The organism is Gordonia terrae, assembly GCF_001698225.1.
Taxonomy (GTDB): Bacteria; Actinomycetota; Actinomycetes; order Mycobacteriales; family Mycobacteriaceae; genus Gordonia; species Gordonia terrae.
In genome coordinates, this window is sequence record NZ_CP016594.1 from 2,903,525 (window position 1) to 2,917,630 (window position 14,106).

At 64.7% G+C, this 14,106-nt stretch carries 12 protein-coding genes; 7 read left to right on the plus strand and 5 right to left on the minus strand.

Annotated elements, in window-relative coordinates:
- Window positions 1–64 precede the first annotated feature (64 nt).
- Window positions 65–241 carry a hypothetical protein gene (locus BCM27_RS25780; RefSeq protein WP_004021271.1) on the plus strand — a complete coding sequence of 59 codons (177 nt, stop codon included), beginning with the start codon at window positions 65–67 and terminating at the stop codon, window positions 239–241.
- A gap of 473 nt (window positions 242–714) precedes the next feature.
- A complete protein-coding gene (locus BCM27_RS13055) occupies window positions 715–1,206 on the plus strand; it encodes a nuclear transport factor 2 family protein (protein WP_004021272.1) in 492 nt (163 codons plus the stop codon).
- 58 nt (window positions 1,207–1,264) lie between these two features.
- Here the strand turns inward: BCM27_RS13055 and BCM27_RS13060 are convergent, their stop codons facing one another.
- The 3 genes from BCM27_RS13060 to BCM27_RS13075 all read right to left on the minus strand — a co-directional run bounded on the left by BCM27_RS13060 (window position 1,265) and on the right by BCM27_RS13075 (window position 4,023).
- Window positions 1,265–1,870 (minus strand): class I SAM-dependent methyltransferase, encoded by a 606-nt coding sequence (locus BCM27_RS13060; protein WP_004021273.1) that lies wholly within the window; start codon window positions 1,868–1,870, stop codon window positions 1,265–1,267.
- Between the two features lie 473 nt (window positions 1,871–2,343).
- The gene (locus tag BCM27_RS13070; protein WP_004021275.1) at window positions 2,344–2,850 is read right to left on the minus strand and encodes a flavin reductase family protein; all 507 of its coding nucleotides are present in this window, start codon (window positions 2,848–2,850) and stop codon (window positions 2,344–2,346) included.
- Window positions 2,851–2,856: 6 nt separating this feature from the next.
- A complete protein-coding gene (locus BCM27_RS13075) occupies window positions 2,857–4,023 on the minus strand; it encodes an LLM class flavin-dependent oxidoreductase (protein WP_004021276.1) in 1,167 nt (388 codons plus the stop codon).
- A 223-nt stretch (window positions 4,024–4,246) separates the two neighbouring features.
- Here BCM27_RS13075 and BCM27_RS13080 point away from each other — a divergent pair, with 223 nt between their 5' ends.
- Window positions 4,247–5,002 carry a helix-turn-helix transcriptional regulator gene (locus BCM27_RS13080; RefSeq protein WP_004021277.1) on the plus strand — a complete coding sequence of 252 codons (756 nt, stop codon included), beginning with the start codon at window positions 4,247–4,249 and terminating at the stop codon, window positions 5,000–5,002.
- Window positions 5,003–5,027: 25 nt separating this feature from the next.
- On the opposite strand, the gene BCM27_RS25430 is transcribed toward BCM27_RS13080, so the two are convergent.
- Window positions 5,028–5,678, minus strand: a complete 651-nt coding sequence (locus BCM27_RS25430; protein WP_081487006.1) for a DUF3558 family protein — start codon at window positions 5,676–5,678, stop codon at window positions 5,028–5,030.
- Entirely contained in the window at window positions 5,671–5,994 is a 324-nt protein-coding gene (locus BCM27_RS25945; protein ID WP_205635027.1) for a hypothetical protein, read from the minus strand. The genes BCM27_RS25430 and BCM27_RS25945 overlap by 8 nt, the downstream gene beginning before the upstream one ends.
- A 417-nt stretch (window positions 5,995–6,411) precedes the next feature.
- On the opposite strand from BCM27_RS25945, the gene BCM27_RS13085 reads away from it, so the two are divergent.
- Genes BCM27_RS13085 through BCM27_RS13100 form a run of 4 tightly spaced genes read left to right on the plus strand, consistent with a single transcriptional unit; the run spans window position 6,412 to window position 14,104 of the window.
- The gene (locus BCM27_RS13085) at window positions 6,412–6,804 is read left to right on the plus strand and encodes an SseB family protein (RefSeq protein ID WP_004021281.1); all 393 of its coding nucleotides are present in this window, start codon (window positions 6,412–6,414) and stop codon (window positions 6,802–6,804) included.
- Window positions 6,801–7,433: a hypothetical protein gene (locus BCM27_RS13090; RefSeq protein ID WP_004021282.1), complete on the plus strand. Its 633-nt coding sequence runs from the start codon at window positions 6,801–6,803 to the stop codon at window positions 7,431–7,433. Before BCM27_RS13085 ends, BCM27_RS13090 begins: the two co-directional genes overlap by 4 nt.
- On the plus strand, window positions 7,434–13,688 hold the full coding sequence (locus tag BCM27_RS13095) for a putative T7SS-secreted protein (protein WP_052369253.1): 6,255 nt from the start codon (window positions 7,434–7,436) through the stop codon (window positions 13,686–13,688).
- Window positions 13,685–14,104, plus strand: coding sequence for a hypothetical protein (locus tag BCM27_RS13100; protein ID WP_004018540.1), 420 nt, complete (start codon window positions 13,685–13,687; stop codon window positions 14,102–14,104). Before BCM27_RS13095 ends, BCM27_RS13100 begins: the two co-directional genes overlap by 4 nt.
- The last annotated feature ends 2 nt before the right edge of the window (window positions 14,105–14,106 follow it).

Below are 14,106 nucleotides of genomic sequence, written 5' to 3' on the forward strand. Positions count from 1 at the left end.
AACTCGCCTTAAATGTCGGATATCAGTGGCACAGTGAATCGCGCTGACGAGCTGGAGGTAACAGATGGGCTCCTACCTGGCAGACCAGGCTAGCGACGAAGAGTATCGAATTCGCGAGGCACTCAAGGGCGTTGGGCTGTTCTTTGAGCTGAACTTCGACGAGGACGAGCTGCGTCGTACTCAAGAGCACTTTGGTCGGCTCGTCGCGCGAGAGCTGGAACCGGCACGGGGGTCAGTCTGATCAGACGATTCGCTGCACTGAACTCTGACAACGATGGTCGGCCACGCCGGTCTCTCGTACGAACAGGGACGTTATTGGGACAGCTTTTGGGACGAACTCGCCTCGATCGAGTCAACGTCAGTGCCGTGGCCGTCAAGCTGCTCGTGGTGCAGTAGCGCGCCGGCGGTAAGGCTTTGACGGCGAACGCGGATCTGGGGCGAGAACCCCTCATGACCCCCAGATGATCGCATCGACCACTGACAATTTTTGGTCGGCCATGGCGATGCGGGATGACGACGCACTGTTCTGGCGTCCGCGGGGCGGACGTACCCCAACTCGCGGTAGCGTCCCGAATCATCGGGGCGAGCCTGCCTTCCGGAGACCGGCCCGTTGGTGTGCGCGAATCCGCGTGAGGTTGGTGCGATCGGACATAGGCTGCCCCTGACGCCCGGGCGGACCGCGGGCGGGGCCTGTGCAGCTGAGAACGGATGACGATGACGACTGATTCGGAGCATGACCACGTCGCTGCGATCGAGCGACTCAAGTACCGCTACTGGCGAGCGTCAGATGCCAAAGACGCGGACGCATTTCGCGGCTGCTTCGTCCGCGACGGCGCGCGGATCGACTACGGGCCGATGGGCACCTGCGACGATGCCGACGCCCTGACGGACATCTTTCGGCGGGTCGCACTGCACAAGGTCGACGGCCGGTTCGCCATCCTCGACATGCACCACGGCATGCATCCGGACATCACCATCACCAGCGAGACGACTGCGACGGGGCGGTGGTCGTTGCGCTTCCGACAGGTGAATCTGCTCGACCGGACCGAGACGGTGATGGTGGGAGAGTACGACGACGAGTACGTCGTCGAAGACGGCGAGTGGAAGATCGCCGCGTCGAAGCTGACTGAACGCTGGCGGATGCGGCAGCCATTATCGCCAGACGTCGAGATCACGGAGGGGTCGTTCGGGTCCGCCGACGGCTGATTCGGTTGTCGCTCACGGATCTTGACGACTGGCGTGCAGATACCGAACTGCTGCAGCACTACGCGGGCCGCAGGACCGCCACGAGGAACTCCGACTTGTCGGTGAACGGCCGGACGTCCCAGGATTCCAGGAGTAGGTCCTGAGCGAAGCCGGAGGTGGTGGCGTTCTCGAGGAACTCATCAAACGCGTAGTCCCGGCCGGCGCCGAAGCCGATCACTGCGCGACCGTCGTCGCGCAGATGTGCACGCAGCCGCTCGAGGACGGTGACACGGGTGCTCGGCGCGAGGAACGCCATCACGTTGCCGGCCGAGACGATGAGGTCGAACGGTTCGTCGATGCCGAGGGCGGGGAGGTCGAGCTCGGCGAGGTCGTTCACCAGCCAACGGGGGCCTGGGTGGTCTTCTTCGGCTGCCTGGATGAGGACTGGGTCGACGTCGACGCCGACGACATCATGTCCGACCTCGGCGAGGTACCCGCCCACCCGTCCCGGACCACACCCGGCGTCGAGGATGCGGGACCCGCGCGGCGCCATCGCGTCGATGAGCCGCGCCTCGCCGACCAGGTCGTTGCCCTCACGAGCGAGGGCGCGGAAGCGCTCGACGTACCAGCTCGAGTGGTTGGGATCCGCGGCGGACTTCTGCATCCAGATGCTCTGTTCGACCATGCCCTTCATTCTGGCAAAGGCGCGAGGTGCACTGGTCCGGGCGTGGCCGAGCCGGGCCATGTCGAGCGGTGAGGATGCCGACGATGCCGACCTCATCGGCACCCTCATAGACCGCTCAGATACAGAGTTGAATCCGCATCACGCTAGTGCTGATCTCCGAACCGGATGTGCGCGCGTATCGCTTCGCCGTCCGGTGACACCCACCCATGTTCGACCGCGTAGGCGACCATCGCACTGAATTGGTCGGCGTCGAAGTCCGAGGTACTCGCGAGTCGCGTTCGAAGCGGGTCAATCCGGATCCACGCGTGACCGTCCTCGACATCTCCGAGTCGCTCACGCAGAAGTCGCGCGCCGATGTCGACAGCGGAGAGGCCCGCGTCGGCCTGGAGGTCAAACCGTCGATAGTCCGTGGGCTCGAGAACGTCGACGTGGCTCGGTTGGACCGATATGTACACGGTGAACGACCTCCGATTTCAGATGACGTCAGCAAGTGGGGAGTGGGTGCCGAAGCCGCGACCGTGGTAGGTCAACGGTGCCGACTCCTCGCGGACAACACGTTGCACGGCGCCGACGATGATCGTGTGGTCGCCGCCGGGCACGAGTCTCTCCGCAGCGCAGCTCATGAAGATCGCCGCGCCGTCGAGTGCTGGAAGCGTCTCGGTCGTGGTCCAGCCGACTCCGTCGAACTTGTTGTGCCCCTTCGTCGCAAAGGTGAGCGCGACGTCGGACTGGTGTGAACCCAGTACGTTGATCGCGAAAGACCCGTGCCGGCGGATCACGCCGAGCAGTTCCGAGTGCTGGTCCAATGCGATGGTTGCCATCGGCGGCGTCATCGACAACGACATGAATGCGCTGACGGTGGTTCTGTGCGGCCGGTCGCCGTCGAATGCCGTGATGACGGCGACCGGAGAGCACACGTGAGCCATCGCATCGCGAAACGAGGTCGTCAGCGAGTCTGTGGCTGTTGTGGTGGTAGGCATGGTAGTTCAGCCCTTCGATGCCAGTTCCTGCTCGTACTTGCGGGTCATGTGGTCGACAGCCTCCATCTGCTTGGCGGCGTGTCCTTCCCGAACTGCGCGAGCGTGCTCGGCGGCATCGAGCGTCGCCTGCGCCTGACCCTGGAAGTGCGGGAATACCTCCTGCGCAAACAGTTCCGCGGAACGCATGGTGTCCTGCGGGTTCGCCCAGTCGTGGCCCATCTGCAGCAGGCATCCGAATCCTTGGGACTGGTCCCACAACCGCTGGACCTGAGCGCGAGCCTGTTCGGGGGTGCCGATGACACCGATCCCGGCCTCGTTGATGAAGTCGATCATCTCGGTCAGCTTGTTGCCCGACACCGCCATCTGCGGGAACGCCGCGACGTGCTGGAAGTAGTCGAACCACTGCTCGATGCCGTACTCGACCTGACGCCGCGCCTCTGCCTCGGTCTCGGCGATGTGGAAGGGGCCGGCGAGGGTCCACTTGCTGCGGTCGACCGTGACGTTGTTGGCCGCGGCACGTTCTTCCATCACGTTCCAGTGGTGCCCCAGTGCGTCGAACCCGTCGGCCGACAGCGTGGCACCGATCGACAGCAAGCCGAGGCCGTGAGTACCGGCCAGTCGCGGCCCGGTCGGGGAGGCGACCGCAGCCACAACGACGTCGATGCCGTCGGCCGAATATGGGGCGAGCTGAAGTTTGGCGTCGAACAGCTCATGGGTGCGAGTCTTCGCCGAGACCGTCTCCCCGCGCAGCAGGCGGACGACGATGTCGAGGTTCTCCTGCAGGAGCTCGCGGGTGTCGGTGGGATTGAGTCCGATCATCGCGGAGTCGGTGGGCAGCGAACCCGGCCCGACGCCGAAGATGGTCCGGCCGCGCGTCATGTGGTCGAGCTGCATGATGCGGTCCGCCGCCCACAAGGGGTTGTGATAGGAGAGCGACGTGACGCCGGTGCCGAACCGGATGCGCTTCGCGCGTTGGGACGCGGCGGCGATCATGATCTCCGGTGAGGCGATGATCTCGCTGCCCGCGGAATGATGCTCGCCGAACCAGGCTTCGTCGTAGCCGAGGTGATCGAGGTGTTCGACCAGGTCGAGGTCTCGCTCCAGCGCCGCGGTGGGATTGCGACCGGGTGCGTGGAACGGTGCCATGAAGTATCCGAAACGAAGTCTGCTCACGGGATGTCTCCTGTCGATCTGGTCGGTCGACGGTCTGTCGGCCACACCTCAGACCGTAGGAAATCTGTGACCGGTGCCACAGTGCACCAAAGTGGACAGTGCTTTGTTCCAGGTCGGGGTTGCGGTTCGCCCTTGCCTCCGGAGGCTTGCTCTTGTTGGATAGTGCACTACGTCACAGTGGGCTCCCGGGCACACAGGCCACATCGAGTCGAAGGGTGGGCCGTTGAGCAGTCAGTCGGTCACGCTGCCCGCTGCCGAGTACGAGCGGGTCTTCGCCGTGCTGGACGCGACTTCGGAGGCGAAGACGCTCGGCACCTTCAAAAACGCGCTCATGGAGGCACTCCATGAGCACTATGACTGCTTGAACACGACGTTCTTTGCCGGTCCGACGTTCGTAACAGCGTTCTCCGACCCGGAACCGGTGGTGACCGGTCGCATCGAAGGCGTGATCGACGAGTACCAGGCGCGCTGGGTTCCGAAGGACGTCTTCGCGTCGGTGCAGTCGCGGGCAGCGTTGTCGAAGTATCCAGCGTTGTCGGCGGACCACCTGCGAGGCCTGACTGATCCCTCGGTGACCTATCTCGAAGACTTCCTCTATCGCAAGCGTCTACACAGCGCCTCGGTGATGCACCTCGATCTCGCGCACGACTGCCACGGCTTTGTCGGACTCTTCGATTCAGAGGGCAAGGCACCCGACCGCATGCGGGTGCAGGCGATGGGGCTGCTGTCGCGGCAACTGTCGAACTACGCGAAACTACTTCCCGGGCAGCCTGTTCCGTCATGGCGCGACCGCCTCTCACCGCGACAGATGGAACTCGCTGAACTGGTCGCCGACGGTCACACAAACGAGGAGATCTCTGCGATCCTCCATCTTGGGGTCGACACGGTGAAGAAGTATGTCAGTCGCGTATTCGTCGCTGCGCGAGTACGCAATCGTGCGGAACTGGTCAAGTTGGTCTGCTTGGATCGGTTGGATTGAGAGGGATCCCGCGCGCTCACAAGCCTTAAACCGGTATCTCATCGATAGTCGCGCGCAAGAAGTCCGTGGCCTCACGGCATACCGCTTCAGTTGCGGGACGGCGGGAGCCCAATCTAGTGACGGAAGTGATCACTACGGCTGTGCCAGACTGAACGTAAACTGTACAGTCTCCAGGCATCATCGACTCCGTTAGGACGCGGCGTCCCTCCACTTCAGTATCAGGAAGCCAGGTCGTACCAGCCTGGTTCAGTATTTTGTGCCCGGTTAACCCCTCGTCCGGACGGACAAGGTTTCCCACGAACTGCGAAATTGATGACCGCGCGTGGTCGGCGAACGTCCAGTCACATCCCCGTGCGGTCTGAAAGTCAGAAGCGGCGGCGTCGCGGGCTGAGGCGGGGTCTAACCCGAACTGCCGAAGTACGCTTTCGAGAACCTGAGTGCACGGTTCGTAGGTAGTGCCATCGTTATTGATGTTCCACCGATTTTGGAACTTAGTGACGAACGGGAGCTCTCGACCTGCTCCGTCGGTCTGTCGGACACTAGAAACTGAAGTATGACTCGAGCTCGGGGATCCGGCCATTGGCTCACCGGTCACTGTGGCACAGGCTGCCGTCGAAACAAGCACCAGTGCAATCGCACACCACGACCATGCACGAGGAGTCAGAGAATCAGGCATCGAACTGTGCGGCACCTCGTGTGTCTGCCAACTCAATATCCGAGGCTGCCGACTTGCATAGCGATGCAAGATCGTTCGCCCTCTCTGAATTGGACAAAATCTCTTGCGTCAGTGAGGAGACTGCACGCCGCAGGCCTTCGTACACGCCATCCCCCTCCACACAGTCGCCGAAGTAGTTGACTCTCACTACTTTTCTCAGGTTCGTGTAGGCAGTGTCCAATTCTGCGACAGCATCAGCCGCCACCGCCGCCCGCCGTTCCCAGAGCGCGCGATCCGAACGAAGCCTCGTGGCCTCGCCATGCGGGCTGACTGGCATGGGAGGAGCGTCCATCGGCTGCACAGTGCCGTCCGAAAACGGTGATGTCACGAGTCCCCCCTACGTTTATGCGCCCAACCGCGCCCCCCGCGCAACAGACTAGCCCGGCTGGCGAATTCCGCCAGCCTATCGAACCGGTTGTGGACGGGCGCACGTCCACGATCGAGCCGCATCGCGACAGCAGTCGACAGGACACGGGGCAAGCGCAGGTGCGCGCAGCGGAAGACTGCCTCCGCTACACGCACTGGAAGCTGGCCCCTGCGATGCCTGGGACGAAGACGAAACGGTGCGAGTCAGGACCGCGCCAAGGAATCAACGGTCGACCGTCCGAGTCCGCTGTGGACACCACCGCGAGAACCCAGCCTTCATGATCTAGCATCAACCGGCACACGGTGATGACTGCGGGGGAGTCCGGTGATGACGACATATGTCGGTGAGGTGCGGGCGTATTTGTCCGGTTTCGGCGATCCACCTCGCCTGTACGAGACCCTGCGCGACACCGATCTCGTCGTTCCCCTCGACATCAACGGTCGCCTGTTCACACTGGTCGAGGCTGGGATCCCGTGGATGCTGGCGTTCACTACGACCGACCGACTGCGCGAGTTCGCCGCGCTTACCGAACGAAACCTGGACGAGGTCCGCTACCTCGACGTACCTGGCCACGCACTGATCGACCGCGTCCTTGACCATGCGCCAGAACCCACCGGCCTTGTCGTCGACCCCGCGACACCCTCGACGATGACGTTCCCGCCGGGTAGGGAGCTGACGCCGCATTGCTACTACGACGACGAGGGCGAAGTAGTCCGATGACCGACAATTTGCACGTCGAGCCCTCAGATCTCGACAAGGCCAGCGCCGGCATCAACGGCGTGATCGACGGGCTCGCCGACACCGGCGTCGGATCGGACTACAGCGCCGCGCTGGGTCGTGGATACGGCGACCTCGACCTCAACGGACGCACGATCGGCCATGCCGAACCGAAGAGCGGCCTGGAGGAGTACTGCGACCGCTGGGAATGGGGCGTTCGAGCGCTCGTCACCGGTGCAGCCGAGATCTCGAAAGGACTCGGGCTGGGCGCCAGCCACTACGAGCGCGAAGAAAAGTGGGCGGGCGACCAGCTCAAGAACTTCACAATGGACCTGATCGGCGACCCGAACCTCACTCCGGACCAGGTCAAAACAATGTCGTGGGGCGATCTGTGGGAGCACAACAAGAACGCCATCACCGACCCGCAGTGGGCGCTGACACCTGAGGAGATGGCCGAGCATCGGAAGTTGGGTGAAGAGCTCAGAGGGACGTTGACCGAGGACCTCGAGACGATCGGCCGCCACCAGATCGACCCGTCCTCGCTCGTCACCGACACGATCGACGGCTTCGAACAAGTCGGATTCACCGCAGATTCGCCGAGCAGTGCCGAGACCACACCGGAGACCAAGTAGGTGGGTCTTTTCGACGCCCTCGAAGGCGGGAAGGAAGCACTTGGCGGACTCGTCGACGGCGCGACTGAACTGCTCAGCGGCGGCCTGCGCGCCATCGGCCTCGACAGCATCGCCACCAACGTCGAGGACTTCGGTGATGGCGTCGCCAACTCGTTGGGCGCCATGCCCGACGAGAAGAACCTCGACCAGACGAAAGACCCCAAGGAATTAGTCCTCGGTGATCCGGCCGGGATCACCGCTCTGGCCGAGAAGTTCACCGGCTTCGCCGCAAACTTCATAACTGCTGGCGAAGGTCTGCGGGGCATCTCGGTCGACACCTGGTCGGGCGACGGTGCAGCAGACTTTCGCGATGCGATCGGACGTCAGGTTCCACCGTGGTTCGCAGCCGGTGACGCCGCAGCCAAAGCCGCTGCGGCGCTGACCGGTTGGTCCGGCGTCGTTACCTTCGCTCAGCAGAAGGCCGCCGACGCCGTCCGCATCTGGGAGGAGGGTGAACGAAAACACAACGAGTGGGTCACCAAAGCCAACACCTACAACGACGAACTAGACGACTACAAGAACGATCGACGAGACACCCCGCCCACGCATCCCGGACCCGACCCCTGGCCCGGCTTTAAGGCCGAGGCAGAGCGAGTCCTGAAAGTCGGGCGAGACCAGCGCAACTCGTCGGCCCCGGGAGTCAAGGCTGAGCTGAGCGGCGCTGCGGATATGGCGCCGCCGATGCCGTCGGCCTTCGATCAAGCCCGAATGACCGCCAGCGACGTCGGGACCGCTGCACTCACGGGCTTCAACCACTTCGAGGCCGGCCTGATCGGGTCGGTCACCGAGCTCGTCAAAGGCCTCAACACACTGAGCCCGCAGAACCCGTACAACATCGCCAATCCTCATGACTACATGCGCAATTCGGCGACCATGGTCGCCGGCATCGTGCATCAGGTCGCCCATCCCGATGAGTTCGTCCGGAACTTCGCCGGGTCCGGGTGGTCGACGGATCCGTCCCAGGCGCTGGGCAACGTCATCGGCAATACCGTGATGATGGTTGCGCCAGGGCCGAAGGGCGGCAGCCTGCTGACTGGGCTCGCGAAGTCCGGCCGCAACCTGACGACCCCATCGCCCACGCCACACATCGGCCCGACGTCACATCGCCCCGACGCCCCGCCCGCATCTGCACCCACGTCGCCTTCGCCGCACGGGTCGTCGCCAGGCGCGCCTGGTGCCAGTCCCAGCGCCGAGCTGCCTGGGCGACACGGTCCCGACATCTCCGTCGATCACGATGCGCCTCCTGTTCCCCGGGCCGACGGTCCCGCACCGGACGTGCGGGCGGCCGAGCCCCCAGCGCCCGCCGGCTCACCGAATCCGGCTCCCACGCCCGAGGCTCCGGCACCGCCGTCGGGTGCTGTTGACTCTCCGCCCAGCGGGGGAGCACCTGAACCACCCGCACCTCGCCCCGACGCCGCGTCACCGGACCAGCCCGTTGCCGGTGGCCCAATTGACGGCAACGGCCCGAGCGGACCTCACCCCGACACCCCGGCGCCGGCGCCGAAACCCGAGCCCGGACCCTCACCCGCGTCGGACGGGCCGGGCTCCCCGACGCCGGGACCCGCGGACAGTCCGCCAGCACCGCGAAACCTCGGCGACGACGACCCGCCCGGACCGAACCGCGGCGACACCACCACTCCCGCAGCCGCGTCCGGTGGTGACCACACACCTGGCCAGTCCACTCCGGCGCACAACGTCGACCGCGACGGCGCACCGAACCCCGCGCATCACGAACCGACGCCACCCAAGCCCAACGAGCCTGTCGTCGACCGAAGCCCGACCCGGCACGACGAACCGACGAGCGGACACCCGCCCAAGGCTGACGAACCAGCAAATCCGACAACACCTCACGCGCGACCTGACACCGAAGCACCTGGCCCCCGTCCGACGCCGGCCGCACATCCCGACGCACCGACTCAACCCGACAGCGTTGACACCCCCACGCGCACGCCTGACCAGACCGACACGCCCGCGCACGGACCCGTCGCACCGGTCGCCGGGCACCACCCGGTCTCGACGCCACACACGACACCCGATCCCGCGCAACCGAAGCCGGGCACAGCGCCAGCAGGCCCGGCAACCCCGCCGCGTGCGGATGCCCCCGCCGCCCCACCGCGCACGCCCGACCACACCCCGGACCGCACGCCACCAGCGCGCACCACACCTGAATCCACAGCTTCACGCGACATCGACCGCAGCCGCCCGGTTCCGTCGAACACCCATCACGTGCCCGAGCCCACGGTCCGCCACGCGCCGGACTCGACACCTCACCCGCCACGCAACGGCCCCGAGGACCGGCCGATCCCGCCGGCAGTGGTTCCGGACCGTCCGTTCACACCGGAGCGACCTTCGGCGGCCAACCCACGCCCAGCGAGTCCCGACGCACCGTCCTCGCCGCGAGATCCCGCAACCGGCAACCGACCCGACGGCGACAACCCGGATGGCAGCAACTCCACCCCGGACAACGACACCGGCGAACCTATCGATCCCGCGAATCCCGAACGCACCGACGCAGGCTCGACCGAGCGTGCCGACACCAGCGAGGGCAACGAGTCACCCGACCAGTGTCGGAGCAATGGTGAGCCGGTCAATGTCGCCACCGGCGAGTACTTCCTTCCGCTGACCGACGTCAATCTGCCCGGGGTTCTGCCGCTCCAGCTCACGCACCGTCATCGATCGCGGTACCGGTGGGGTCGATGGCTCGGACCGACGACACCGTCCACCTTCGACGCCCGCGCCATTGTCTCCGACGACCTGGTGACCATCGTCGACGCCGACGGCACCATGACGAATTTCCCGAAACCGCAGGCTGACTCGGTGTCGCGGAGTGTGAACGACACCGACTGGGAACTGCGAGCAACTGCGACAGACGGTTATCAGCTGACCCATGTCCGTACGCTCATAAGCTGGTTCTTCATCCCGATCCCGGAATTGGACGGCATCGATGTCGCGGCCGGCAGCATCGCGGTTTCGGCCATGACCGACCGGCATCACAACAGGATCCGGTTCGTCTTCGACGAACTCGGAAGGCCCTCTGCGGTCGAACATTCCGCCGGCTATCGCATCGACGTCCAGTGCGACGGTGCTCGGATCCTGGGGTACCGGCTGACTGCGGGGGTGGACGGCGTCCCTGTCGACACGCAGCTGTGCACTTTCGCCTATCACCGCGGCCATCTCGCGGCGTCGACCAACGCCGTCGGTGCGACAACGCGTTTCGGCTACGACGAGGCCGGGCGGATGACTTGGTGGCGTGACTCGATCGGGATGGAGTACTGGAACCGGTACGACGACCTCGGCCGTGTGACCATCCAATCCGGCATGAACGGCGTGTGGTCCGGGCGGTTCGACTACCAGCTCCGGACGGCGGGCCCCGGGTCGATGACAACCTACATCGACGCCGTCGGCGCGACGACGCTGTACGGCCTCGATGCAGACAATCGGGTGCGGCAGGAGATCGATCCGATGGGACGGATCATTCGGACCGACTACAACGACAGTCGGCAACCCATGGTGCTGACCGGTCCGGATGGTAATCCGACGCGGCTGCACTACAACGCCTCTGGTGATGTCGAGCGAATCGTCGGACCCGACGGCGCAGCGACGGAAGTCAGTTACGCGGGTCCGGGACGGCCGGACACGATCGTCGAACCGGGTCCGGTCACCACACGAATCGCGTACGGAGACAACGGAAGTCCGCTGTCCGTGAGTGACAACGCCGGTGCGGTGACGTCATACACATACGACGACCACGGTGCGCTGACGTCGCACACGGATCCCGACGGCGTGACGGTCCGGTACCGCAACAACGCAGCCGGACTACCCACCGAGATCACCGACATGCTCGGGAACACAACGCGGATCGCGTACGACACGTTCGGACGGCCGGTCGAGGTCGTCGACGCCGAGAACGCCAGAACCACCGTCGGATACGACGCGATGGGGAATCGGACCAGTCTCGTCGCTCCCGATGGTGGACAGTCGCGGTGGGAGTACGACGGCGAGGGCAATTGCGTCGCCTACGTCGATCCCGTCGGCGCGACCACGCGTTGGGAGTACGGCCACTACGACCTGCCGGTCGCGCGGATCGATGCGGACGGGTCGCGAACCGCGTTCACCTACGACACCGCACGCCGGCTAGTCGCTGTCACCAACCCCGACGGTCTGGGGTGGAGCTACTCGTACAACCCGGACGGGTCGTTGCAGTCCGAGATCGACTTCAACAACGCGACAACGACCTACACGTGCGACGCGGGCGGACGGCTCGCTACGCGGACGAACGCGGCCGGGCAGACTGTAGAGTTCGAGTACGACGCCGCCGGTCGCGTTGTCGCTGAACGTAGTTCGGACCCGCTCAACCCCGACTTCGACGGGGAGGTCACCGAGTACAGCTACGACCTCGCCGGTCGGCCGGAGAGTGTCGTCGGCGCGTTCGGGCGGTGGCACTCGACGTATACGGCGGCGGGAATGCCGCTATTGACCGGCGTGAACGATGGAACCGGCGACTGGGTGATTGAGTCGGGGTGGACGGGCGCGGGCCGTTCGGCATCGGTGACGACGCCGACCGCAGTGCACACGCGCTACGGGTATGACCCGCGCGGGGTGCTCGACTTCATTTCGACGGCGGGTCGTACCTGCGACATCACCACCGACGCATCCGGCCGCGAGCAGCGTCGACGCTTCGACGGCACGGCCATCGATTCGTCGTGGGATCCGGTCGGACGGCTGGTGGGCCGGTCGGTTGCGAAGGTCTCTGCCAATCCGGCAACGCTGAACCTCGGCTCGGGCGGTCGGGGTGGCGGGGGACCGGAACGTACCGTGGCCCGAGCCGAATACGCCTACCGCGCCGACGGCATCCTCACTGCCTCGACGACGACCCTGGCCGATCGCGGTCGGACCGACTACCAGGTCGACGTGCTCGGACGGATCACTGCGGCGGTCAGTCCCGCCGGCACGGAGCAACTGACCTACGATGCGACCGGCAACGTCACCGACTACGGAGTCTCGGAGACCTACCAACCCTCGGAACCGAGGTCTTCCAAGGGTCGATGGCGATACTCCGGCACGCTCCTCGTCGATGACGGCCGAACGTCGTACCGCTACGACCCCGCCGGTCGCCTCATCTCGATGAGCCGCAGGCGACTGTCGCGCAAACCTGATGTGTGGCGGTACGTCTGGGACGCTCACGATCGACTGCGCGGCGTGACCACTCCCGACGGGACGACATGGACGTACACCTACGACCACCTCGGGCGACGCCTGAGCAAGACCAATACGGCAACTGGGGCCATCACCCGGTTCCATTGGCACGGCGAGCAGTTGGTCGAGCAGACAGAGGCGATCTCAGACGCGCCAGACGACCGGTCCATCGCTAGCCTCGCTGCGACTACCTGGACGTTCGCACCAAACGCGTTTACACCTCTTGCGCAGACGCGCAGTACAGAATCGATCACGCCGTCAGACCGCACTGAGGACGAAGGGAGTGCGCCTGACGGGGAGGTGAGCCTCAACCTGGGCCCACCTTCGTTCGCACCGTCCAAGCCGGTCGAGTGGACGCAGACCGAGGTGGACCGAGAGTTCTTCGCGATCGTCACAGACCAGATCGCGACACCGACAGCGCTCATCGATCCGCTTACAGGTGATGTCGCCGGGCAGGCCGCGCGAACGCTGTACGGCGAGAGCACGTGGGTCGGCTCTTCGACGCCGTGGGCGTTTCCTGGTCAGTACGTCGACTCCGAAAGCGGACTGCACTACAACCGTCACAGGTACTACCAGCCGGGGACCGGAAGGTACCTGAGTCCGGACCCGCTGGGGCTCCGGCCAGCACCCAACCCTCATACATATCCGACGAACCCCACGTTGGCGGCTGACCCCCGTGGTTTGGCGCCAACGAAGGGTTGCGGTGACTCCCGATCGCGTAATGGCGACTCGCTGGAACAGAACGACAAGACGTCGCCCGAGCGCAGGCTATGGGAGATCACCAAGGATGGCACATCAGAGACGAAGTCCTGGGGCTCCAGGAAGTACTACAAAAGCAAATCGGACGGGCTCTGGTGGTCAAAGGATGACGCCGGTCACGGGAATTCGGTGTGGAAGGTGTACACAGAAGACAAGCGCGGACTGCATTGGTTCAGGGACGCCGACGAGTACGGAGACTTCATCGTGGGCAAACACAAAGGCGATGCCGGAGTCTTCATACCGAGAAAGGACCTGCATTGATCACCTCACTCAGCGAGTATGAGTCACTCCTGAACAGCGACGACCTCGAGGATCGGCACCGTGTGGCTCGTGACTCGGCACCAGCGGAGGTGTGGCTCAGGATCATCTCTGAAGTGCCCGAGTACCGGGCTTTCGTTGTGCAGAACAAGACCCTTCCGCTTGATGTTCTCCGAATCCTTGCGCAGGACGTCGATCGAGACGTGCGTTTCACGGTTGCGATGCGACGGGCCGCGGCTAAGGACGAAACGATTGCCAGGCTATTGGCCTCCGATTCCGACGCGGGCGTCCGAGCCGCGCTGGCGAAGAACCCTAAGCTAGATCAAACAGTGTTGCAGCAACTCGCACGTGACGAGGATGAGTGGGTCCGTGAGTGCGCACAGGACTCCCTTGCGCGACGGGCGCAATCTTCTTCTTGACG